The organism is Pseudomonas sp. NPDC089530 (genome assembly GCF_050280705.1).
In the GTDB taxonomy this organism is placed as follows: Bacteria; Pseudomonadota; Gammaproteobacteria; order Pseudomonadales; family Pseudomonadaceae; genus Aquipseudomonas.
Window position 1 is genome coordinate 1 of sequence record NZ_JBNNVU010000067.1, and the last position, 23347, is coordinate 23347.

General features: G+C 62.8%; 17 protein-coding genes, 1 tRNA gene and 1 pseudogene. 15 read left to right on the plus strand and 4 right to left on the minus strand.

Features of this window, described 5'->3' with window-relative positions; genetic code table 11:
* The 14 genes from ACQKQA_RS21765 to ACQKQA_RS21830 all read left to right on the plus strand — a co-directional run.
* Positions 1 to 420, plus strand: a 420-nt coding sequence (locus ACQKQA_RS21765) for a sigma-70 family RNA polymerase sigma factor (protein ID WP_427562222.1), incomplete at its 5' end; no start/stop codon positions are given.
* A 120-nt stretch (positions 421 to 540) separates the two neighbouring features.
* Positions 541 to 4284 carry a bifunctional diguanylate cyclase/phosphodiesterase gene (locus ACQKQA_RS21770; protein ID WP_427562224.1) on the plus strand — a complete coding sequence of 1248 codons (3744 nt, stop codon included), beginning with the start codon at positions 541 to 543 and terminating at the stop codon, positions 4282 to 4284.
* Between the two features lie 15 nt (positions 4285 to 4299).
* Positions 4300 to 4376 (plus strand) — tRNA-Ile (locus ACQKQA_RS21775).
* A gap of 270 nt (positions 4377 to 4646) precedes the next feature.
* Positions 4647 to 5432 (plus strand): lipopolysaccharide biosynthesis protein, encoded by a 786-nt coding sequence (locus ACQKQA_RS21780; protein ID WP_427562228.1) that lies wholly within the window; start codon positions 4647 to 4649, stop codon positions 5430 to 5432.
* 97 nt (positions 5433 to 5529) lie between these two features.
* A complete protein-coding gene (locus tag ACQKQA_RS21785; RefSeq protein WP_427562230.1) occupies positions 5530 to 5991 on the plus strand; it encodes an Lrp/AsnC family transcriptional regulator in 462 nt (153 codons plus the stop codon).
* Between the two features lie 235 nt (positions 5992 to 6226).
* Positions 6227 to 7909 (plus strand): flavin monoamine oxidase family protein, encoded by a 1683-nt coding sequence (locus tag ACQKQA_RS21790; protein ID WP_427562233.1) that lies wholly within the window; start codon positions 6227 to 6229, stop codon positions 7907 to 7909.
* A 128-nt stretch (positions 7910 to 8037) separates the two neighbouring features.
* Positions 8038 to 8832 carry a carbon-nitrogen hydrolase family protein gene (locus ACQKQA_RS21795; RefSeq protein WP_427562236.1) on the plus strand — a complete coding sequence of 265 codons (795 nt, stop codon included), beginning with the start codon at positions 8038 to 8040 and terminating at the stop codon, positions 8830 to 8832.
* Between the two features lie 48 nt (positions 8833 to 8880).
* Positions 8881 to 11349, plus strand: coding sequence for a pyrroloquinoline quinone biosynthesis protein PqqF (pqqF, locus tag ACQKQA_RS21800; protein WP_427562239.1), 2469 nt, complete (start codon positions 8881 to 8883; stop codon positions 11347 to 11349).
* 156 nt (positions 11350 to 11505) lie between these two features.
* A complete protein-coding gene (pqqA, locus tag ACQKQA_RS21805) occupies positions 11506 to 11580 on the plus strand; it encodes a pyrroloquinoline quinone precursor peptide PqqA (RefSeq protein ID WP_003194766.1) in 75 nt (24 codons plus the stop codon).
* Positions 11581 to 11651: 71 nt separating this feature from the next.
* Positions 11652 to 12563, plus strand: coding sequence for a pyrroloquinoline quinone biosynthesis protein PqqB (gene pqqB / locus ACQKQA_RS21810; RefSeq protein WP_427562242.1), 912 nt, complete (start codon positions 11652 to 11654; stop codon positions 12561 to 12563).
* Between the two features lie 122 nt (positions 12564 to 12685).
* Positions 12686 to 13438 (plus strand): pyrroloquinoline-quinone synthase PqqC, encoded by a 753-nt coding sequence (gene pqqC / locus ACQKQA_RS21815; RefSeq protein WP_427562245.1) that lies wholly within the window; start codon positions 12686 to 12688, stop codon positions 13436 to 13438.
* Entirely contained in the window at positions 13435 to 13710 is a 276-nt protein-coding gene (gene pqqD, locus ACQKQA_RS21820) for a pyrroloquinoline quinone biosynthesis peptide chaperone PqqD (RefSeq protein ID WP_427562248.1), read from the plus strand. Before pqqC ends, pqqD begins: the two co-directional genes overlap by 4 nt.
* Positions 13682 to 14854 carry a pyrroloquinoline quinone biosynthesis protein PqqE gene (gene pqqE, locus ACQKQA_RS21825; protein WP_427562251.1) on the plus strand — a complete coding sequence of 391 codons (1173 nt, stop codon included), beginning with the start codon at positions 13682 to 13684 and terminating at the stop codon, positions 14852 to 14854. Before pqqD ends, pqqE begins: the two co-directional genes overlap by 29 nt.
* The gene (locus tag ACQKQA_RS21830; protein ID WP_427562254.1) at positions 14820 to 16667 is read left to right on the plus strand and encodes a S9 family peptidase; all 1848 of its coding nucleotides are present in this window, start codon (positions 14820 to 14822) and stop codon (positions 16665 to 16667) included. Before pqqE ends, ACQKQA_RS21830 begins: the two co-directional genes overlap by 35 nt.
* Positions 16668 to 16676: 9 nt before the next feature.
* Here ACQKQA_RS21830 and ACQKQA_RS21835 read toward each other — a convergent pair.
* Together ACQKQA_RS21835 and ACQKQA_RS21840 are read right to left on the minus strand one after the other, a co-directional pair.
* Positions 16677 to 16823 (minus strand): annotated as a pseudogene (locus ACQKQA_RS21835) (helix-turn-helix domain-containing protein); the annotation flags it as partial.
* A gap of 168 nt (positions 16824 to 16991) precedes the next feature.
* On the minus strand, positions 16992 to 18275 hold the full coding sequence (locus ACQKQA_RS21840; protein ID WP_427562256.1) for an aspartate aminotransferase family protein: 1284 nt from the start codon (positions 18273 to 18275) through the stop codon (positions 16992 to 16994).
* A gap of 269 nt (positions 18276 to 18544) precedes the next feature.
* Between ACQKQA_RS21840 and ACQKQA_RS21845 the strand changes: the two genes are divergently transcribed.
* Positions 18545 to 19474 carry a LysR family transcriptional regulator gene (locus ACQKQA_RS21845; protein ID WP_427562259.1) on the plus strand — a complete coding sequence of 310 codons (930 nt, stop codon included), beginning with the start codon at positions 18545 to 18547 and terminating at the stop codon, positions 19472 to 19474.
* A 237-nt stretch (positions 19475 to 19711) separates the two neighbouring features.
* Here ACQKQA_RS21845 and ACQKQA_RS21850 read toward each other — a convergent pair whose 3' ends face one another.
* Complete coding sequence (locus tag ACQKQA_RS21850; protein ID WP_427562262.1) at positions 19712 to 21490, minus strand: acyl-CoA dehydrogenase C-terminal domain-containing protein; 1779 nt, start codon at positions 21488 to 21490, stop codon at positions 19712 to 19714.
* 448 nt (positions 21491 to 21938) lie between these two features.
* Entirely contained in the window at positions 21939 to 23231 is a 1293-nt protein-coding gene (locus tag ACQKQA_RS21855; protein ID WP_427562265.1) for a GGDEF domain-containing protein, read from the minus strand.
* Positions 23232 to 23347: the final 116 nt, after the last annotated feature.

The following is a 23347-nucleotide window of genomic DNA, read 5'->3' on the forward strand; positions in this document are numbered from 1 at the left end:
GGTCGCGAACCGACCCCGGAAGAGCTGGGCGAACGCATGGAAATGCCTGAGGACAAGATCCGCAAGGTACTGAAGATCGCCAAAGAACCGATCTCCATGGAAACCCCGATCGGTGATGACGAAGACTCCCATCTGGGCGACTTCATCGAAGACTCGACCATGCAGTCGCCAATCGATGTCGCCACCGTTGAGAGCCTCAAAGAAGCGACTCGTGAAGTACTCTCCGGCCTCACCGCCCGTGAAGCCAAGGTACTGCGCATGCGTTTCGGTATCGACATGAATACCGACCACACCCTTGAGGAAGTCGGTAAGCAGTTCGACGTTACCCGTGAGCGGATTCGTCAGATCGAAGCCAAGGCATTGCGCAAGCTGCGCCACCCGACAAGAAGCGAGCATCTGCGCTCCTTCCTCGACGAGTGATACCAAGACCCCCAGCCCTGCTGGGGGTTTTGCTTTGTGCAGTTTAAATTCCCCGCGCCTCACTTCCTCCGGATTGCCCGTCTACACTCGAAACATTCCCCGTGCCATAACGAGACTGTTATGCCCAGACTGCCGACCGTGCTTGTGCTGTCGCTGCTCGCCTGGGCTGCAACGGCTGACGCACTGACTCTCAGCGATGAAGAGCAGGCCTGGCTTTCAGCCCATCAGGAACTGCGCCTGGGGGTCGACGCTTCATGGCCTCCCTTCGAGTATCGCGATGAGGAGGGACGCTACCAGGGCCTCGCGGCGGACTACATCCACCTGATTCAGGATCGCCTGGCGATCAAGCTCAAGCCGATAGAGCCCGCCAGCTGGAGCGAGGTGCTCGCAACCGCAAAGAAGGGCAATCTGGACCTGCTGCCCGGCATCATGTCGACCCCGGAACGACAGAATTACCTGGCCTTCACCCGACCCTACCTCGACTTCCCCATTGTGATCCTGGCCCATAAGGGTGGCGCGCAACCCGGCAAGCTCCAGGACCTGTACGGCCTGAAGATTGCGGTCGTGGAAAATTACGCCCCCCATGAGTTGCTGCGCACCTACCATCCCGACCTGAACCTGGTCGCCCTGCCCAATGTGAGTTCGGCCTTGCAGGCGCTTGCCCTCAACCAGGTCGATGCGGTGGTTGGCGATCTGGCGTCCAGCGTCTGGAGCCTGCGGCAGCTGAAGCTCGACGGGCTCTATGTCAGCGGTGAAACCCCCTACCGCTATCAACTGGCCATGGGCGTACCCCGCGACAGCAAGATACTGGTGGGTATTCTCGACAAGGTGCTGGCGGACATCAGCCCGGCGGAGGTCAATGAAATCCAGCAGCGCTGGGTAGGTAATGTCCTCGACCATCGTTCGTTCTGGTCGGACCTTCTGTTCTATGGCCTGCCAGGGCTGCTACTGCTGTTCGTCGTGCTGGCGGTGGTGATCCGCATCAATCGCCGACTGAGCTCCGAAATCGCCCGGCGCGTGGCCCTGGAACAGGAACTGCGCACCAGCGAATACCACTACCGCGGCCTGGTCGAAAGCCTTTCGGCCATCGCCTGGGAAGCCCGTATCAGCGACTTCACCTACAGCTACGTGTCACCCCACGCCGAGCAACTGCTGGGCTACCCCCTTTCGCACTGGCTGATCCCCGGGTTCTGGAAAAACATCATCCACCCCGCCGACCTGACCCGCGCCCAGAGCTTCTGCGACCACGAACTCCAGGCCGGGCGCGATCACAGCCTCGATTATCGGGTGATCACCGCGGATGGCCGCTGCCTGTGGGTCCGCGACATCGTCAGCCTGATCGAGCACGGACACGAGCCGGTCATGCGCGGGTTGATGATCGACATCAGCGAAACGAAACGCACCGAAGAGGCCCTGCAGCTTTCGGAGCAGAAATTTGCCTCGGTGTTCCAGCAGTGCCCTGACATTCTGGTCATTGCCCGCCTTGCGGATGGCTGCCTGCTGGAGGTCAACGAGGCGTTCGAGGAGCAGATCGGCCTGAGTGCCGCGCAGGTCATCGGCCAGACGGCCACCGAGCTCAACATCTGGGGCATCCAGGGCGTAGGCCCCGGGCTGCTGCAGCGCTTGCAGGCCGGCAGCATCCGCAACCTGGAGATGCCCTTTCGGCGCAGCAACGGCCAGCTGTTCACCGGCCTGATCTCCGCCGAACCCTTCGACCTCGACACCACCCCCGCCCTGGTCGTGGTGGTACGCGACATCAGCCAGCTGAAGGAAACCCAGCAGCAGCTGCAAACCTCCGAAGAAAAGTTCGCCAAGGCGTTTCACGCCTCGCCGGACGGCCTGCTGCTCAGTCGCCAGCGCGACGGCCTGCTGATCGAGGTCAACGAGGGCTTCAGCCGCATCACCGGCTTCAACAGCGCCATGTCCGTCGACCGCTCCACCCTGGACCTGGGCATCTGGGTCAACCTGAACGAACGCCGGCAGATGCTCGACCTGATGCAGCGGGACGGCTTCGTGCGCGACTTCAGCTGCCATATTCGCCGCAATGACGGGCAGATCCGCCTCTGTGAGCTGTCCAGCCGGCCGCTGCCGATCGGCGACGAAGATTGCATGCTCACCATCGCCCGCGACATCACCGAGCGCCACCTGATGCAGGAGAAGCTGCAACAGGCCGCCACGGTGTTCGAGAGCACCGCTGAAGGTGTCCTGATCACCGATACCCGGCAGCACATCAGCGCGGTCAACCGGGCGTTCACCGAGATCACCGGCTACAGCGAGAGCGAAGCCCTGGGCCACACTCCTCGCCTGCTGGCCTCCGGCCTGCATGACAGCGCCTTCTATGCCGCCATGTGGCACCAGTTGACCGCCGAAGGTCATTGGCAGGGGGAGATTTCCAATCGACGCAAGAATGGCGAGCTGTACCCCAGTTGGCTGACCATCAGCGCGGTGCGCAACAAAGACCGGTTCGTCACCCACTTCGTCGCGGTGTTCGCCGATATCTCCAGCCTCAAGCACGCCCAGGCCAAGCTCGATTACCAGGCGCACCATGACCCGTTGACTGGCCTGCCGAATCGCACCCTGTTCGAAAGCCGCCTGCTCACCGCGCTCAACAACCAGCAGGAGCATGGCGGCCAGGGCGCGGTGCTGTTCCTCGACCTGGACCGCTTCAAGCACATCAATGACAGCCTCGGCCATCCGGTCGGCGACCTGCTGCTCAAGGGCATTGCGGTGCGCTTGAAAGAACAATTGCGGGATATCGACACCGTCGCCCGCCTGGGTGGGGACGAGTTCATCATCCTGCTGCCCGGCCTACAGCAGCCGAGCGACGCCGACCATATCGCCGACAAGCTGCTGAACTGTTTCAGCGCCCCGTTCCAGGCCGGGGAGCATGAGTTCTTCATCAGCGCCAGCATCGGCACCAGTCTCTACCCCCGGGACGGTTGCGACGTGGCCACGCTGATCAAGAATGCCGACGCCGCCATGTATCGCTCCAAGGCCAAGGGCCGCAACCGGGTCGAAAGCTACACCCGTGATCTGACCGCCCAGGCCAGCGAGCGCGTGGCCCTGGAGCATGAACTGCGGCGTGCCATCGAACGCAACGAGCTGTATCTCTACTACCAACCCAAGATCAGCCTTCGTGACCAGATGCTGGTGGGCGCCGAAGCGCTGATTCGCTGGCACCACCCGACCTTCGGCGATGTCCCCCCCGAGCACTTCATCCCCTTGGCCGAAGAGAACGGCATGATTCTGCAGATCGGCGACTGGGTGCTGGAACACGCCTGCCAGCAGCTGCGCGCCTGGAATGAGTGCTACGAGAGCTTCGGCCCGCTCTCGGTCAATCTCGCCGGAGCCCAGTTGCGCCAGCCGAACTTGCTGGGGCGAATCGAGCAACTCTTGAAGGACAACCGCCTCAAACCCGGCTTCCTACAGCTGGAGATCACCGAAAACTTCATCATGAGCCAGGCTGAGGAAGCCCTGGAGGTCCTGCACCAACTCAAGCGCCTGGGGGTGCAGCTGGCCATCGACGATTTCGGCACCGGCTATTCGTCCCTGAGCTACCTCAAGCGCCTGCCGCTGGACTTCCTGAAGATCGATCAGTCATTCGTCTGCGGCCTGCCCGATGACCCCCACGACGTGGCCATCGTCCGAGCCATCATCGCCCTGGGCCGCAGCATGCAATTCACCGTGATCGCCGAAGGCGTGGAAACCCATGACCAGCAAGTGTTCCTCGGCCACGAAGGCTGCGAGCAGATCCAAGGCTACGTCATCAGCCTGCCCCTGAGCGCCGACGAATTCGCGGCAACCTTCCTGCGCCTTCCCGTTTCGGATTATTCGGATAGCACAGCCGAGAAACCGTCGTTATAATCCGCGGCCTACTGAGGGCCTATAGCTCAGTCGGTTAGAGCAGAGGACTCATAATCCTTTGGTCCACGGTTCGAGTCCGTGTGGGCCCACCAACTTGAAAGCCGCGCATTGCGCGGCTTTCGCGTATCTGAATGCTGCCCCCCATCGATTTGGCCGCCAGGCCGGTACAGAACCGATAGCCCCACCCAAGAAATCAGACCTGCCGCACAACTATTGAACCCCATGATGGTCATAGCTGCGCGGAAGCCATTCTTGACCTTTACTGGGTCATAGACTGGGCTTCTGCCTTTCCCTGACGTGATGCACGCTACTTGAGCCACCCCATAAATAATCAGAGTGGCCTGATGAGTCGGACATAGCAGATGAAAGTACTACCTACGGCGCCTTCACTTGGCCAGGTAACGGGATTCGCGCGTTGCCGAAATATCCAGCAGGGCCCGGTTTTTATCATTGCATCCGGTGGGTCGGCGAAGGACTTCCCCATCGAAGCCTTTGCGAACACTCCGATGATTACCATGAACGGGGCCATCTCGATGTTCCTCGGGACCGGTATACAGCCCTTTTTCTATGCCTGTAGCGACACCAGCTTTTCCCTCCAGCAACCCGAGCTCTTTGCCCAGGCGATGGCTATCAGCCAGCGTGTGGTGCTCTGGGAAGAACATGCCCGTACGATTCCAACCCAGCCTCAAGGCGAACTGTATCTATTGAAGAAAGCGCCACGACAGACCTGGAAGGAGCGTCTGCTCAGAAGCAACAGCGATTTGGTTCGCCCCCCCCTTCACTGGTGTAACAGAGGCCGGAACATCGGTTTCAGCAAGAATCTCGAGCAGGGTTTCTTCGATGCCCGCACAGTGGCCTATCTGGCGCTGCAACTGGCCTATCACGCCGGTTTCGATACCGCGATCCTGGTGGGCGTCGACCTTGTCTCTTCCGTGGACCGCTTTTATGAAACGCCAGACACCTTCAAGTCGCCCTGTGGCCTGGATCAGCATTTAGAGTCGCGGATCCTGCCATCCTTGAAGCTGATGTCGGATAAGGTCATGAACAAGGATTTCGCGGTATACAACCTGTCCCCCACGTCGCGCATCCCCACTTCGATCATTCCCGGCATCCGCCTTGATGAGCTGGGCAGGCTAGTTGATCGCTGAGACAGTGCAGGTGAACGAATGGGATCCGCCGCAGCGAGCATCCTCGGAAATGAGCCTGTAACATGCTCGTCCACCGTTGCCCGCGCCGGAGTTCACCTTGTCTGACAGCCGCCCTCCCGTCCTCGACGAAATCGATCGCCAACTGATCGCCGCCCTGCAGATCAATGCCCGGGAAAGCGTGGCCATGCTCGCCCGGCAGCTGGGAATCGCCCGTACCACGGTGACCTCGCGCCTGGCGCGGCTGGAAAAGACGCGGGTGATTACCGGTTATGGCGTGCGCCTGGGGCAGCGGGTCATCGATGGCGGCCTGCAGGCCTATGTCGGGATAAAGGTGCAGCCGCGCTCCGGCAAGGAGGTGCTGCGGCGCCTGAGCGCCATGGCCCAGGTCCAGCAGCTCTGTGCGGTGAGCGGCGAGTTCGATTATGTCGCCTGGCTGCGTACCGACTCGCCGGAACAGCTGGACCAACTGCTCGACCAGATCGGCAGCGTCGACGGCGTGGACAAGACCACCACCTCGATCATCCTCAGCAGCAAGATCGACCGCGGGCATCCGGTCTGAAGGTTTCTCCTGCGCGGTAAGTCGTTGTTTTGCGAGCGCTTTGCCCTTGATCGCGGCCTTCGGCAGCGGCGACGGAGAATTATTCGTCAGTTAGCAAAACAACTTCGCCATATTGAAGCCAAATCATCCATAACGACGACATTTTGCGTCTTATTAACGTGCGCAACGCTCCCTAGAATGGCTGCCATCTTTCCCTATACTCAGCACTCTGCTCGAGTCGCCAGCAAGGTCAGCCATGAACAAGAACAATCGCCATCCTGCAGACGGTAAGAAACCCATCACTATTTTCGGCCCGGACTTTCCGTTTGGCTTCGACGAATGGATCGAGCATCCGGCCGGCCTGGGCAGCATTCCCGAGGCCAACCATGGCGCCGAAGTGGCGATTGTCGGCGCCGGTATCGCCGGGCTGGTGGCAGCCTACGAGCTGATGAAGCTGGGCCTCAAGCCGGTGGTATACGAAGCCTCGAAAATGGGCGGCCGGTTGCGCTCCCAGGCGTTCGAAGGCGCCGAAGGGATCATCGCCGAGCTGGGCGGCATGCGCTTTCCGGTGTCCTCCACGGCCTTCTATCACTACGTCGACAAGCTGGGCCTCGAGACCAAGCCCTTCCCCAACCCGCTGACGCCGGCTTCCGGCAGCACCGTGATCGACCTCGAAGGCCAGACGCACTACGCGCAGAAACTCGCCGACCTGCCGGCGCTGTTCCAGGAAGTGGCCGATGCCTGGGCCGACGCGCTGGAAGACGGTTCGCGCTTCAGCGAAATCCAGCAGGCGATCCGCGACCGGGACGTACCGCGCCTCAAGGAGCTGTGGAACACCCTGGTGCCGCTGTGGGACGACCGCACCTTCTATGACTTCGTCGCCACCTCGAAAGCCTTCGCCAAACTGTCGTTCCATCACCGCGAAGTGTTCGGCCAGGTCGGTTTCGGCACCGGCGGCTGGGACTCTGACTTCCCCAACTCGATGCTGGAAATCTTCCGCGTGGTGATGACCAACTGCGACGATCACCAGCATCTGGTAGTCGGCGGCGTGGAACAGGTGCCGCTGGGTATCTGGCGCCACGTGCCGGAGCGTTGCGCCCACTGGCCGCAAGGCACCAGTCTCAGCTCGCTGCACCATGGCGCGCCGCGTCCCGGGGTGAAGCGCATCGCCCGGGCCGCCGATGGCCGTTTCAGCGTCACCGACAACTGGGGCGACACCCGCGAATACGCGGCGGTGCTGACCACCTGCCAGAGCTGGCTGCTGACCACCCAGATCGAATGCGAAGAGTCGCTGTTCTCGCAAAAGATGTGGATGGCCCTGGACCGCACCCGCTACATGCAGTCGTCGAAGACGTTTGTGATGGTCGACCGGCCGTTCTGGAAGGACAAAGATCCGGAAACCGGCCGCGACCTGATGAGCATGACCCTCACCGACCGCCTGACCCGCGGCACGTACCTGTTCGACAACGGCGACGACAAGCCGGGGGTCATCTGCCTGTCCTACTCGTGGATGAGCGACGCCCTGAAAATGCTGCCGCATCCGGTGGAAAAGCGGGTCAAGCTGGCCCTCGACGCCCTGAAGAAGATCTACCCGAAAGTCGATATCGCCGGGCGCATCATCGGCGATCCGATCACTGTGTCCTGGGAGGCCGACCCGCACTTCCTCGGTGCCTTCAAAGGTGCCCTGCCCGGCCATTACCGCTACAACCAGCGCATGTACGCGCACTTCATGCAGGACGACCTGCCGGCCGAACAACGCGGCATCTTCATCGCCGGCGACGATGTGTCCTGGACGCCGGCCTGGGTGGAAGGCGCGGTACAGACCTCCCTTAACGCGGTCTGGGGCATCATGAAGCACTTCGGCGGGCAGACCCACGCCGAGAACCCGGGACCGGGCGACGTGTTCCACGAAATCGGCCCCATCGCCCTGGCCGACTAAGCCCCTGAAGCCGCTGCCGCAGGCTGCGATCGCGCGCAACGTTCGCAGCTTCGAGACCGCAGGCCAATGGCCTGCGGTCCGCGACAACGGCTACAGTGGACAGCCCAGCGCCCAGAGGAGTCATCGCCATGCGTGTCGCGCTTTATCAATGTGCCCCCCAACCGCTGGATGTCGCCGGCAATCTGCAACGCCTGCAGAAAATCGCCGTAGAGGCTTCCGACGCCGACCTGCTGGTGCTGCCGGAGATGTTCCTGAGCGGCTACAACATCGGCGTGGAGGCCGCCGGCGCCCTGGCCGAGGCCCAGGACGGCCCCTCGGCGCAGTACATCGCCAACGTCGCGCAATCGGCGGGTGTCGCGATCCTGTATGGCTACCCGGAACGTGCCGACGACGGCCAGATCTACAACGCCGTGCAACTGATCGACAGCAACGGCCAGCGCCTGTGCAACTACCGCAAGACCCACCTGTTCGGCGATCTCGATCGCTCGATGTTCAGCCCCGGGCCGGACGACTTCCCGCTGGTGGAGCTCAATGGCTGGAAGCTCGGTTTCCTGATCTGCTACGACATCGAATTCCCGGAGAACGCCCGGCGCCTGGCACTGGCTGGGGCCGAACTGATCCTGGTGCCTACCGCCAACATGGTCCCCTACGATTTCGTCGCCGATGTCACCGTGCGCTCGCGCGCCTTCGAAAACCAGTGTTATGTGGCCTACGCCAACTACTGCGGTCACGAGGACGAGATCCACTACTGTGGCCAGAGCAGCATCGCCGCTCCCGACGGCCAGCGGATCGCCCTGGCCGGGCTGGATGAAGCCCTGATCAGCGGCACCCTGGACCGCCAGCTGATGCTCGATTCCCGCGCGGCCAACCGCTACTTCCATGACCGTCGCCCGGAGCTTTACGACGACCTGAACAAGCGCTGATCCGCGGTTATCCGCTAGCATGGGCGCTTCACTGTTCTGGAAGTGCTCATGCCCGCGCTGAACCACCCTCTGCCCCATCAGGAAACCCTGGCCAACGGCCTGCGGATTTCACTGCAGCACACCCCTCGACTGAAACGCTGCGCGGCAGCCCTGCGGGTTTCGGCCGGCAGCCATGACGTACCGCTGGCCTGGCCCGGGCTGGCGCATTTTCTCGAACACCTGCTGTTTCTCGGCACCGAACGCTTCCCCGCGGAACAGGGCCTGATGGCTTATGTGCAGCGCCACGGCGGCCCGGTGAATGCCAGTACCGGCGAGCGCCACACCGACTTTTTCTTCGAGCTGGCCCCTGTGGATTTCCCCGGCGGGCTGGAGCGCCTGGCCGACATGCTGGCCCACCCACGCCTGAGCCAGGAAGACCAGTTGCGGGAGCGAGAGGTGCTGCACGCGGAGTTCATCGCCTGGTCGCGGGATGCCAGCGCGCAACGGCAGTTCGCCCTGCTCGACGGTATTTGCGCACAACATCCGCTGCGGGCATTCCACGCTGGGAATCGCTACAGCCTGAAGGTACCGCGCCCGGCGTTTCAACAGGCGCTGCAGGCCTTCTATCGGGTGCACTACCAGACTGGGCAAATGACCCTGAGCCTGGCCGGCCCTCAGTCGCTGGATGAGCTGAAAGCCCTGGCCCAAGACTTCGCCGCGGCTCTCACCGTCGGCGAAGCACAACCCCAAGGCCTGCCTGTGCCCTTGCTGACACCGCCACAGCAGCACTATCAACAGATCGACGGACGCCGCCTGAACCTGCTGTTCGCCTGCGAGCAACTGCCCACGGGCACCCGCGAGGCGATGGACTTTTTCTGCACCTGGCTGGCCTCCGGCAAGCCCGGCGGGCTGCTCGCCACCCTCAAGGAGCAGGGCCTGATCGAAGGTCTGCAAGCCTCACCGCTGTATCAGTTTGCCGGCCAGGCGCTGCTGCATCTCCAGTTCACCCTGACCGAACAGGGCGCAAAACAACCGGAGCAGGTGAGTGAAGGGTTCTTCGACTGGTTGGCCTTTTTCAGCAGCCAGGATGACTGGCCTGCGTTGCGCGAGGAATACGCCCTGCTGCAGCAACGCAAACGCCAGGTCGCCAGTGCCTTGGAACTGGCCCGACTGAACAACGAGCGATTGGAACAGCAGCTGTCCGACCAGGGCCTCATGGCGCTCAAGACCTTGCTGTCGCAACTGCATCCCCCGCAGGTCAGCAACAGCGCTAGCCGTTGGCAACTGCCGACGGCCAATCCGTTCCTGCGCAGCTCGGCGCCTGAAACCCGGGCCGGCCTGATTCGCGGGCAAACCAGTGCCCACCGCGGTTTGCGCACCTTCGCCCAGGACCGCCTGCGTCAGCGTCGCGAATCATCGGGCATGACCTTCAGTCAGGCCCTCGCCGACGACTCCGGCGAAGCCGCCCTGTACCTGCGCTGGCGCTTGCCACGTGTATTGCCGCGGGAGCTGCATAGTCGCCTGCAGAGCCATCTGGGTAACCTGCGGGACGATGGGCTCCAGGCAGGTGTCGAGTTGTCCTTGGGCCTCTCGGGCAACCAGTGCCTGCTGACACTCAAGGGCCACCCCGAGCCGATCCCGGCGGTGCTCCAGCAGACGTTGCTGGAACTGGGCCAGCCCGGCGCGCAGTTCTGGCAGATGCCCCAGCCAGCCGCCCCCGAGCCGCTACTGCCGATCCGGCAACTGCTCCAGGACCTGCCCGAATGCTGCCTGGACTTACCCGCTTCCCAGACCCCACAACCCGTGGATGAACAAAGCTGGCAAACCCTATGGAGCGAAGCCCGCTGGGATGGCCTGGCCATCGGCCTGACCCAGGCCCAAAGCAGCATCAGCGCGACCTTGAGCAAGGCCCCGGGCCACGCCGATAGCCAGCTTCCGGCGCCGCCTTCGAGCGCCGCACAACCACGCTGGCACGAGATCGCAACCGGTTCCACCGAGCCGGCCCTGCTGCTGTTCTGCCCGGCCCCTGGCACCGCGCTCGCCCAGGAAGCCAACTGGCGGCTGCTGGGGCAACTGGGCCAGATGCCGTTCTATCAGCGTCTGCGGGTCGAATTACAGTTGGGCTATGCGGTGTTCAGCGGCGTGCGGCAGATCGACGGCCAGACCGGGTTACTGTTCGGCGTGCAATCGCCCAGCGCGTCATTGAGTGAGATTCTCGCGCATATCCAGGCATTCCTGGCACGCTTGCCGGAGCTGATCGAGGCGCTGGACGATGCGTCCCTGGACGCTCTGAAAGCTAACCTGGCTGCTCAGTTCGAGACCCAGGCATTGCCGGTAGCGCAACTGGCCGAGCTGCTCTGGCAGGGCCGATTGGCCGGTCATCCGTCGGATTACCTCAAGCAATTGCAACAGGAAATAATAGCGGCACCCCGGCAACGACTGCTGCTTGCGGCCGGACAACTGCGCCAGGCCCAGGGCGGCTGGCGCTGCCTGGCCAACGGCGCCGCCCCGGACACATCCTGGCAAACGGTGCCCTGATCATTACCCTGGCTGTAACGAGCTTTCTTCGACAATTGCGGTCATTCCCCAAAGGGAATTTAGTAAGATAGCCCCCTAAGCATCTGAACATCTCCGGTTGGAGGTGGACTATATGTATAGATCTCAACTGTCCCACCCACCTGAAGGAGTATCTCCATGACCTGGTCCAAGCCAGCTTACACCGACCTGCGTATCGGCTTTGAAGTCACCATGTACTTCGCCAGCCGTTGATTGGTTGCGCAGCGCAACGCCTCGGTTCGCCGGGGCGTTTTTATTTTCAGCCTTAACCTGATGGAGCGGCCATGTTTGTCCAGATTCTAGGTTCCGCCGCCGGTGGCGGTTTTCCGCAGTGGAACTGCAACTGCGCGAACTGCGCGGGTTTTCGCGATGGCAGCCTGCGGGCGAGCGCGCGCACCCAATCGTCCATCGCCCTTTCCGACGACGGCGTGAACTGGGTCCTGTGCAACGCCTCGCCGGACATCCGCGCCCAGCTCCAGGGCTTCGCCCCCATGCAGCCGGGTCGGGCCCTGCGCGACACCGGGATCAGCGCGATCATCCTGATGGACAGCCAGATCGACCACACCACCGGCTTGCTCAGCCTGCGCGAAGGCTGCCCGCATCAGGTCTGGTGCACCGACATGGTCCATGAAGACCTCAGCAGCGGCTTTCCGCTGTTCACCATGCTCACCCACTGGAACGGCGGGTTGAACTGGAACCGCATCGAACTCGACCAGAGCTTCACCATCCCGGCCTGCCCGAACCTGCGTTTCAGCCCGCTGCCGCTGCGCAGCGCCGCGCCGCCCTATTCGCCCCATCGCTTCGACCCGCACCCGGGCGATAACATCGGCCTGATCGTCGAAGACCTGCGCACCGGCGGCAAACTGTTCTACGCCCCGGGGCTGGGCAAGGTCGATGCTGCGCTGCTGGACATCATGCGCGGCAGCGACTGCCTGCTGGTGGACGGCACTCTGTGGGAAGACGACGAGATGCAGCGGCGCGGCGTCGGTACCCGCACCGGACGGGAAATGGGCCATCTGGCGCAAAATGGCCCCGGTGGCATGCTGGAAGTGCTGGAGCAGTTGCCGGAGCAGCGCAAGATTCTTATCCACATCAACAACACCAACCCGATCCTCGACGAGGACTCCGCCGAACGCGCGGAGCTGGCACGGCGCAACGTTGAAGTGGCTTACGACGGAATGAGTATCGAGCTGTAACCACCGGTTTTTTCGCGGACAGCCTTGTGCCTAAAAGACAGCGCTACCTTTAGGAGCGAGGCTTGCCCGCGATGAGGCCCGATCAGGCAATATTATCCAAGGTTGTTCCCCGGAGAAGCGCAATGACCGACACAGCAATGTCCACCGCCGAATTCGAGCAGGCCCTGCGGGCCAAGGGCGCCTACTACCACATCCACCATCCATACCATGTGGCGATGTACGAAGGCCGGGCGACCCGCGAGCAGATCCAGGGCTGGGTCGCCAACCGCTTCTACTACCAGGTGAACATCCCGCTCAAGGATGCGGCGATTCTCGCCAACTGCCCGGATCGGGAAATCCGTCGTGAGTGGATCCAGCGCCTGCTGGACCACGACGGCGCCCCCGGCGAAGACGGTGGCATCGAGGCCTGGCTGCGCCTGGGGCAAGCGGTCGGCCTCGACCCGGATCAACTGCGCTCGCAAGAGCTGGTCCTGCCCGGCGTGCGTTTCGCCGTCGACGCCTACGTCAATTTCGCCCGCCGCGCCAGTTGGCAGGAAGCCGCCAGCAGCTCGCTGACCGAACTGTTCGCGCCGCAGATCCACCAGTCGCGCCTCGACAGCTGGCCCCAGCATTACCCGTGGATCGACCCGGCCGGCTATGAGTACTTCCGCACCCGCCTGGGTCAGGCGCGGCGCGATGTCGAGCATGGTCTGGCGATCACCCTGCAGCACTACACCACCCGCGCCGGCCAGGAGCGCATGCTGGAAATTCTGCAGTTCAAACTGGACATTCTTTGGAGCATGCTCGATGCCATGAGCATGGCCTACGAACTCAATCGCCCGCCGTATCACAGCGTCACCGCAGAACGGGTCTGGCACAAAGGAATCACATTATGAGCTTCGATCGCAGCAAGACCCCGACCTGGCGCCCCGGCTACCGTTTCCAGTACGAACCGGCGCAGAAGGGCCATGTCCTGCTCTACCCTGAAGGCATGATCAAGCTCAACGAGAGCGCCGCGCTGATCGGCGGGTTGATCGACGGCGAACGGGATGTCGCGGCGATCGTCGCCGCGCTGGAGATCCAGTTCCCCGGCGTGCCCGAGCTCGGTGACGACATCGAGCAGTTCATGGAGGTCGCCCGTGCACAGCACTGGATCGAACTTGGCTGATTCACCCCTATCGGTGCCGCCCAAGCCGGAAGTCGGCCTGCCGCTGTGGCTGCTGGCCGAGCTGACATACCGCTGCCCGCTGCAATGCCCGTACTGCTCCAACCCGCTGGATTTCGCCGAGCAGGGCAAGGAGCTGAGCACCGAGCAGTGGCTCAAGGTGTTTCGCGAGGCCCGGGAAATGGGCGCCGCGCAACTGGGGTTTTCCGGGGGCGAGCCGCTGGTGCGCCAGGACCTCGCCGAGCTGATCGGCGAAGCCCGCAAGCTGGGCTTCTATACCAACCTGATCACCTCCGGCATCGGCCTGACCGAGCAGAAGATCAGCGACTTCAAGAAGGCCGGGCTCGATCACATCCAGATCAGCTTCCAGGCCAGCGACGAACAGGTGAACAACCTGCTGGCCGGCTCGAAGAAGGCTTTCGCCCAGAAGCTGGAAATGGCCCGGGCGGTGAAGGCCCACGGCTATCCGATGGTGCTGAACTTCGTCACCCATAGGCACAACATCGACCGGATCGACCGCATCATCGAGCTGTGCATCGCCCTGGAAGCCGACTTCGTCGAACTCGCCACCTGCCAGTTCTACGGCTGGGCCCAGCTCAACCGCGTCGGCCTGCTGCCGACCCGGGAACAACTGGTGCGCGCCGAGCGCATCACCAACGAATACCGCGCCAAACTGGAAGCCGAAGGGCATCCGTGCAAACTGATTTTCGTCACCCCGGATTACTACGAGGAACGCCCTAAAGCCTGCATGAACGGCTGGGGCAGCATTTTCCTCACGGTCACGCCCGACGGCACCGCCCTGCCCTGCCACGGGGCCCGACAGCTGCCCGTGCAGTTTCCCAATGTGCGCGACCACAGCATGCAACACATCTGGTACGACTCCTTCGGCTTCAACCGCTTCCGTGGCTACGACTGGATGCCCGAACCATGCCGCTCCTGCGACGAAAAGGAGCAGGATTTCGGCGGCTGTCGGTGCCAGGCCTTCATGCTCACCGGCGACGCCAGCAACACCGACCCGGTGTGCGGCAAGTCGCCCCATCACGACGTGATTCTCAAGGCCCGCGAAGAGGCCGAGCATGCCACCCAGACCATCGAGCAACTGGCCTTCCGTAATGAACGAAACTCGCACCTCATCGCCAAAGGCTGAAACCCTCAGCGCCGCCCGGGCCGTTGCCGCCGGCATCGATTTCGCCGAACTGCGGCTCGGCGCCAACGGCCTGTTCTGGAACGAATACCGCCCCGAAGATGGCGCCTGCCGGATCTGGCACTGGCGCGACCAGCAGGCCCGCTGCCTGACGCCGCAGGGTTTCAGCGTGCGCAGCCGGGTCTACGAATACGGCGGCGGGGCCTTTTGCCTGAGCGGTGACGGATTGGTGTTCGTCAACGAAGCGGATCAGCAGCTCTACCGGCAATCGCTGCAAGGCGAAGCGCCGGTGGCCCTGACCGCTGGCGAGTGCCGTTATGGCGATTTGCAGTTCGCCGCCGGCCAGGTGCTGGCGGTGGAGGAGCACGACAACCAGCATCGCTTGGTGGCCATCGACACGAGCCATGGAAAACGCCAGCTGCTGGCCGAAGGGGCAGATTTCTATGCCGCCCCCACCCTGAGCCCGGATGGTCAGCGTCTGGCGTGGATCGAATGGGACCGGCCGCACCAGCCCTGGACCGCGACGCGCCTGATGGTCGCCGAGCGCCTGGCCAATGGTCGCTGGGACGACCCGCGCTGCGTGGCGGGCGATGGTGCACCAGAGTCACTGCAACAACCGCGCTTCGACGGGACCGGCCGCTTGTATTGCCTGACTGACCGCGCCGGGTTCTGGCAACCCTGGGGTGAAAGCCCTAGCGGCCTGCAGGCGCTGCCCTGCGCCGCCGCCGATCACGCTCCGGCGCCCTGGCAATTGGGTGGCTGCACCTGGCTGCCGCTGGGGGGCGACAGCTGGCTCGGCACCTGGACAGACGCCGGTTTCGGTCACCTGGGGCTGTGCCTGGATGGGGGTTCGTCACAGGATTTCAGTGGCGACTACAGCCGCTTCCGCAACCTGGCGCTGGATGAACGGTTTATCTACTGCATCGCGGCGTCGCCTGTAAGCCCCTCCGCAGTGATCGCCATCGACCGACAGTCACGGCAGGTCACACTCCTGGCCGGTGGCGTGGCGCTCCTGCCACCGGAGCAGATCAGCCGCCCCCAGACCCTGTGCTACCCCAGCGGCCAGGGCCAGGCCCACGGCTTTTTCTACCCGGCCATGGGCAATGAGTCCCGACCGCCCCTGGTGGTGTTCATTCACGGCGGCCCGACCTCGGCCTGTTATCCGATCCTCGACCCGCGCATCCAGTACTGGGCGCAACGGGGCTTTGCCGTGGCCGACCTGAACTACCGTGGCAGCAGCGGCTATGGCCGCGAGTACCGGCAAGCCCTGCATCTGAGCTGGGGCGAGGTGGATGTGGAAGACGCCTGCGCGGTGGTCGCCTACCTGGCCGAACAAGGCCTGGTCGACGGCGACCGGGCGTTCATTCGCGGCGGCAGCGCCGGCGGCTATACCACGCTCTGCGCCCTGGCCTGTGCCGAGGTGTTCCGTGCTGGCGCCAGCCTGTATGGCGTCAGCGACCCGGTCGCCCTGGGGCGTGCCACCCACAAGTTCGAAGGCGACTACCTGGACTGGCTGATCGGCGATCCAGAGCAGGATGCCGAACGCTATCAGGCCCGCACGCCGCTGCTGCATGCCGGAAATATCCGCGTACCGGTGATCTTCTTCCAGGGCGAGCTCGACGCCGTGGTGGTGCCCCAGCAGACCCGGGACATGCTCCAGGCCCTGCAGGACAACGGCATTGCAGCCGAAGCCCACTATTACCCGGATGAACGCCATGGCTTTCGCAAAGCTGCCAACCAGGCCCATGCCCTGGAGCAGGAGTGGCTGTTCTATCGACGGGTGATGGAGCAGGCCGGCCAGCCAGCCGCCCGGTAGCGACTCAACTCAGGCCAGTATGTCGAGGCCGTGTCTCTGCACGATGCTCAACAGCTTGAACGCCATGCCGCTCGGATGTTTTTCGCCGGACTCCCACTGCATCACCGTGGAGGCGCTGGTGTTCAGGTAGCGGGCGAAGACCGGTTGGCTGATGCTGGCCTTCAAGGCTGAATAGCGGTTTTGCAAAAGCCGGAGACAAAAAAACGCCCCGTGCGAAAAATCAGACACGGGGCGATGCGTTATACCGCGAGACGGTTCGGAAATTCTGTCAGTGCAATATCGGATGCGGGCCGCTCAGCCCGTCGGGCAGGATCCGCGCCGCCTTCAGACCACCAGCCCTTTGCGGCATTGCAGCTGTGCGGTGCGCACCCGGGAAAAGGCCCGCGCCAGGCGCAACAGCATTTCGTCGATATTCGCCTTGCTCACGGTCAGCGCCGGGGTGAACCGCAGGCAGTCCGGTTGCGTCGCGACCAGCAGCAAGCCTTCGTAACGGGCGGCGTTGACCACGGCCTCGGCCGAGTCGTCGGCCAGGCTCAAGCCCCAGAACAGGCCTTGGCCGCGCAACTCCCCCTGGGCATAACGGTTGGCCAGACGGGCCAGCCCTTCGCGCAAGTACTGGCCGGTTTCCCGGACATGCTCGAGAAAACCGTTGTCCAGCACGCTGTCGAGCACCGCCAGACCGGCCGCGCTCATCAGAGCATTGCCATGATGGGTGCCATCCAGTTCGCCCACCTCGAAACAGCAGGCGCTGCCACGCGCCAGCAAGGCTGCCAGCGGCACGCCACCACCGAGGCCCTTGCCCAGGGCGACAATGTCGGCGCGCACGCCGTAGACCTGTTCGGCCAACAAGGTGCCGCAGCGGCCGATGCCGGTCTGCACTTCATCCAGAATCAACAGAATGCCCAGTTCGCGACACAGGCGTTCGACCCCCTTGAGGTAATGCTCGGTCGCCGGAATCACCCCGGCCTCGCCCTGGATCGGCTCGAGCATGATCGCCACGGTCTGCGCATCCACCGCGGCGTGCAAAGCCGGCAAGTCGTTGAAGGGCACATGGCTGAACCCCGACAACTGCGGCTCGAAGCGATTGCCCAGGCTGGTGCTTGCCGAAGCCGACATCGCCGCGAAACTGCGACCGTGACAACTGCCGCTGGCGGTGATGATCTTCGACGCACCACCCCGATGCAGCTGGCCCCACTTGCGGGCCAGCTTGATCGCCGCCTCACAGGCTTCGCTGCCGCTGCCCAGCAGATAGGCCTGGTCGCTGCCGGTGCTGCGGCACAAACGCTCGCTCAGGTTGAGCAGGCCGCGGTTGTAGAAACCCGAGCCGGGGTTGATCAGCGACTGGGCCTGGGCCGTCAGCGCCTTGACCAGCGCCGAAGGGCTATGGCCGAGGCTGTTAGCAGCGTTGCCCTGGACGAAGTCGAGAAAAGCCCGGTCATCGCTGTCCCACAGCCACGAGCCCTGGCCACGCACAAATACCGGATTGGGCCGTTGGACGCTGGGCATCAGGCACTCACTGGAAAGGTTATCGCCCCTCGACGACAGGCAGGGCTCGGACACCAAGTCATCGAGGCTCGGCTGGGAGCGACGCAGGCTGAACAGGTTCATGCGCTCACCCCCTCCCGTGGCAGGCGCGAGGAGCAGTCCTCGACCAGACCCTGCAGCCATAACCAGAGTCGGTTGGCAACTGGATGTTTGTCCGTATCACTGACCAGACCCTGTCCGAGATTTTTTGCCTTGCCTATGTAAACACCATCCACGTAAACGGTATTCATCGCGCCCTATGGCCCTGTAAGCCTTGTGAATAGGGGGTAGACTAGGCTTCCCCGGCATATCGGGCCATTTCGATTTTCCAGCTTTTTCAATAAGCAGAACTTATGGATTTCAAACAACTGCGCTATTTCGTCGCGGTGTACGAAGAAGGTCACGTGGGACGTGCCGCCGAGCGCCTGTCGATCTCGCAACCCGCGCTCTCGCAACAGATCCGTCAGTTGGAACAGAACCTCGACGTCAGCCTGTTCGAGCGCAGCAGCAAGCGCCTGCTGCCGACCCTGGCAGCGCACACTTTGTACAACCATGCCCTGCCCCTGCTCGACGGCCTGCAACGGGCGCGCGAAGCCCTGGGCAACTTCAAGGGCCAGGCCCTGCGCACCCTGGCGATCGGTGTGCTGCAGACCGTACACAGCAGCCTGATTCCGCAGATGCTCGAACGGGTGCGCAAGGCCCAGCCGCATCTGGTGGTGCAGATCTACGAACTGACCGGCCTGGAAGTCGAACGGCGCCTGCTCAACGGCTCGCTGGATATCGGCATCAGTTATCTGCCCCCACGCCAGCCGGGGCTGCATGGCGTGCAGTTGTATGAAGATGAGTTGACCCTGGTGATCCCCGCCGAACATCCCTTGCGCGAATTCAAGAAGGTCTCGATGAGCCAAGCGGCGGAATTGCCCATGCTGTTGCTGGGGGAGGAGTTTCAGATTCGCCAGATCTGGCAGGCGCAACTGGCCAATCTCGGACGCCGGCCGCAGGTACAGGCGGAATTGAACAATATGGGAGGGATTCTCGACAGCTTACCCAACACTCGTCTGGCGACGGTCCTGCCGGGACGCTCGCGTCAGACCCACAGCCATCCAGAGCTGTTATGGAAACCGCTGAGCGAGCCGCGGGTGCCATTGAAAGTGGGGTTGGTGTGTCGCGATGTGCAGCGTCAGCAGGCCACCCTGGCGCTGTTGCGAACCTTGCTGGAAGAAGAAATGAGCGGCCCGGATGGGCGGATGCCTGGCCCGGTGACGCTGGAAGGGCTTGGCTGAAGAGGCCCGGATAAAAAACCCAGGCAAAAGAAAACCCCGCCGAAGCGGGGCTTTGCAGACTGTTTCCCTGACATCCCTTTCACTCCACCATCCTGGCGGAATCCTACGTGTCCGTGTTCTAGCTTTGCGCTTCCTGCGCGACGTCCATGTGAAGTAGATTAGCTCTGGATCCAATCTGCCGATAGGGGCGATTAGCAGCACGTCATGTAAGAGATTGCTTACATGACGTACACAGACTCAAAACTGCGCCGCATCCAGCAGGAACAGGGACTCGCTACCCGCTTTCACCGACGCACTCAGCGAGTGAATACGCGGCAGCAGGCGGGCGAAGTAGAAGCGCGCGGTGCCCAGCTTGCTGGCGTAGAAATCGTCTTGCAACTCCTTGCCCAAGGCAGCCTTGGCCATCAACGCCCACATGTAGGCGTAGGCGGTGTAGCCAAACACCTGCAGGTATTCGACTGAGGCCGCACCGATTTCATTCGGATTGGCCTTGGCCCGATCCAGCAGCCAGGCGGTCAGCTCATCGAGATTATCCAGCGCTTCGTTCAATGGCTTGGTGAACTCGCCCAGGTCGCTGCCGGCGGTCGCGGTGAAATGGCGAATCTCGTCGGCAAACAGTTTGTAGAACGCCCCACCGCTGCCGACGACCTTGCGACCGACCAGATCCAGGGCCTGGATGCCGTTGGTCCCTTCATAGATCTGGGTAATGCGCACATCGCGCACCAGCTGCTCCTGGCCCCACTCGCGGATATAGCCGTGGCCACCGAAAATCTGCTGGCCGTGAACCGTGGTTTCCAGGCCCAGATCGGTGAGGAAAGCCTTGGCCACCGGCGTCAGCAGTGCCACCAGGTCTTCCGCGCGCTTGCGCACGCCGGCGTCTTCGCTGTACTTGGCGGTGTCCAGCTGCATGGCCACATAGGTGGAGAACGCGCGGCCGCCTTCGTTCGCGGCCTTCATGGTCAGCAGCATGCGCCGCACGTCCGGGTGGACGATGATCGGGTCGGCGACCTTGTCCTTGGCTTGCGGGCCGGTAGGCGCACGGCTCTGCAGACGATCGCGGGCGTATTCCACTGCGTTCTGGTAGGAGCGCTCGCCCGACGCCAGGCCCTGGATACCCACACCCAGACGCTCGTAGTTCATCATGGTGAACATCGCCGCCAGGCCTTTGTTCGGCTCGCCGACGATGTAACCCACGGCTTCGTCGAAGTTCATCACGCAGGTGGCCGAGGCCTGGATACCCATCTTGTGCTCGATCGAACCGCAATTCGCCGGGTTGCGCGCACCCAGGCTGCCGTCGGCGTTGACCAGGAACTTCGGCACCAGGAACAACGAAATGCCCTTCGGCCCAGCCGGTGCGTCCGGCAGCTTGGCCAGCACCAGGTGGATGATGTTTTCGGTCAGGTCATGCTCACCACCGGTGATGAAGATCTTGGTGCCGCTGACCTTGTAGGAACCATCGGCCTGGGGCTCGGCCTTGGTGCGGATGATGCCCAGGTCGGTGCCGGCATGCGGCTCGGTGAGGCACATGGAACCGGCCCAGACGCCGGCGTACATGTTCGGCAGGTAGGCCGCTTTCAACTCTTCGCTGGCATGGGCATTGATCGACAGGCAGGCACCGGCGGTCAGCATCGGGTACAGGCCGAACGACAGGCTGGCCGAGTTGACCATTTCCTCGACCTGGGCCGACACCGCCTTGGGCATGCCCATGCCGCCGTAGGCCGGATCGCCGCCGACACCGACCCAGCCACCTTCGGCGTAAGTCTGGTAGGCCTGGGGAAAACCGGCCGGCGTGGTGACCGCGCCATCGCTCCAGTGGCAGCCTTCTTCGTCGGCAGCGCGGCTCAGCGGGGCAATGCTCTTGCCGGTGACTTTGCCGGCTTCCTCAAGAATCGCTTCGACGGTTTCAGCGTCGACAGTGTCGGCCAGGGCAGGCAGTTCGGCCCAGAGTCTGGCGACCTCGAAAACCTCATTGAGGACGAAGCGCATATCGCGCAGGGGCGCTTTGTAGTCAGCCATGGCAAACCTCGCAAGATCTAAACAAGTTGAGCCGAACGGCCCCATTTACGAAAACCCGAGTGTACCCGAACAACTTTTGCGACACATAGGGTCAACTCGTGACTTTTATGTAATTTTTAGTCACCAAGAATCCTGACCAACAGACATCTGCAGAAACCCTTGGGAGCCGGCTTTCCAGTGATTAGCGGATACATGAAAACCTAGAACGCAAACAGCTCTGCCGGCAAGGTCATCGGGCAGTCACTGCTCGCCTCGAACACGGTCCGGCAGCCACCAGGGCTGTGTAGCTGGAGTGGAAATCGAAGACAGGATCGATCAGCAACGCACGTCGCGCAGGGGGGCTTTGTTACTCAGGCATGGTCGATTCTCCGGCAGCAGATCAATCCAACCTACTGCCGCTCTTGCGACCTGCCAATCACAGTGCAGACGCTGAATGCGCCGCCATCACTCAACTTGCGGCAGTGTCCATGCGCACCGCGCCACGGCGGTTCTGACCGAAGGCCATGACGCAGTTGCGCCCCGCACCCTTGGCGCTGTACAGCGCCTGGTCGGCGGACTTGAGCACTTCCTCTGGCGTACGGTGCTCCATCTGCCGCTCGGCGACACCGATACTGACGGTCACCGATACGCTGGATGCCGCGGGCGCTCCCCGGCGCTGACGCCCCTGCTGGTCGTCCTGGGGACGGTTTTCCTGGTTGCGCAACTGAATGTTGTAGTTGGCAATGGTCTCGCGAATCACCTCCAGGTGCGGCATGCATTCCTCGAGGGTCTTGCCGGCGAACACCACCGCGAACTCCTCGCCGCCATAACGGTAGGCACGACCGCCGCCGCTGACTTTCGAGAGTTTGCTGGCCACCAGGCGCAACACCTGATCCCCGACATCGTGACCATGGGTGTCGTTGAATTTCTTGAAGTGGTCGACGTCGCTCATCGCCAGCACGTAGTTGCGCCCCAGCCGCTGCATGCGCTCGTTCAAGGCCCGGCGGCCCGGCAAGCCGGTCAGCTCGTCGCGGAAAGCCATCTGATACGCCTCGTGGGCAACGGCCGCGGCGATCATCAGCATCACCTGGCTGCACATGATGTTCAGGGTGAACGGCAGGATGAAGGTCTTGGGCAGCATCCAGAACAGGCCCAGCAGCCCTACCAGCTGCGCCGCATGCAACGGGCGCGGGTTTCGCCAGTACTGGATCGCCAGCAACAGGAAGGCGGCAAGAAACACCGGGTACGACAGCTGGATCAGGCTCATCCAGGCCCCATGCAGGGCCGGCCAACGAATTTCCGCCAACCAGGCTAGCAGCGCCTGGGGATAACTCTGCTCGAGCCCCAGCGCCACACTGCCGAAGGCGAGCAACACGGCAAACCGCGCCACCATGTCCTGGAACAGGTGGGTACGCTCCTGCCAGGCCGCGAACAGGCCGAACAGCAACGGCAGCAGCAGGCAGACCAGGTGGAACACCACCGCAGCGTCCTCACGCACCTTGCCATTGTCGCGGTAGTAATCGGTCTGGGTATCGAGCAGGAAATAGGCGATGTACACCGTGACCATCAGGAACAGTTCACGCTGGCGCCGGTACACCGCGCAATAAGCGCCGCCAAGCAGCAGCACCAAGGTCGGCAACACGTTGAACAGCGAGGTGAAGAAAACGTTGAGGTCCTTGACGTAGGCAGCCGCGAGCCCCGCAAGCAGGAGTAGTAATGAGGGTAGGAAGTGACTGAAACGTACAGCAGAAGAACGCGGCAAGGGTAAAGCTCCGACGCGGCTAAACAGTAGATGGCACTATGCCTTCACCTGGCACAGTTAAACAGGTCAAATGTGACACATATCACATTGCCACCCCTGTAACGGCAGGAGGCCGC

Excerpts from the sequence above, each read along its gene's own strand:
- ACQKQA_RS21770 (WP_427562224.1), top strand. The coding sequence starts at position 541 with ATGCCCAGACTGCCGACCGTGCTTGTGCTGTCGCTGCTCGCCTGGGCT.
- ACQKQA_RS21780 (WP_427562228.1), top strand. The coding sequence starts at position 4,647 with ATGAAAGTACTACCTACGGCGCCTTCACTTGGCCAGGTAACGGGATTC.
- ACQKQA_RS21790 (WP_427562233.1), top strand. The coding sequence starts at position 6,227 with ATGAACAAGAACAATCGCCATCCTGCAGACGGTAAGAAACCCATCACT.
- ACQKQA_RS21795 (WP_427562236.1), top strand. The coding sequence starts at position 8,038 with ATGCGTGTCGCGCTTTATCAATGTGCCCCCCAACCGCTGGATGTCGCC.
- pqqF (WP_427562239.1), top strand. The coding sequence starts at position 8,881 with ATGCCCGCGCTGAACCACCCTCTGCCCCATCAGGAAACCCTGGCCAAC.
- pqqB (WP_427562242.1), top strand. The coding sequence starts at position 11,652 with ATGTTTGTCCAGATTCTAGGTTCCGCCGCCGGTGGCGGTTTTCCGCAG.
- pqqC (WP_427562245.1), top strand. The coding sequence starts at position 12,686 with ATGACCGACACAGCAATGTCCACCGCCGAATTCGAGCAGGCCCTGCGG.
- pqqD (WP_427562248.1), top strand. The coding sequence starts at position 13,435 with ATGAGCTTCGATCGCAGCAAGACCCCGACCTGGCGCCCCGGCTACCGT.
- ACQKQA_RS21830 (WP_427562254.1), top strand. The coding sequence starts at position 14,820 with ATGAACGAAACTCGCACCTCATCGCCAAAGGCTGAAACCCTCAGCGCC.
- ACQKQA_RS21840 (WP_427562256.1), bottom strand. The coding sequence starts at position 18,275 with ATGAACCTGTTCAGCCTGCGTCGCTCCCAGCCGAGCCTCGATGACTTG.
- ACQKQA_RS21845 (WP_427562259.1), top strand. The coding sequence starts at position 18,545 with ATGGATTTCAAACAACTGCGCTATTTCGTCGCGGTGTACGAAGAAGGT.
- ACQKQA_RS21850 (WP_427562262.1), bottom strand. The coding sequence starts at position 21,490 with ATGGCTGACTACAAAGCGCCCCTGCGCGATATGCGCTTCGTCCTCAAT.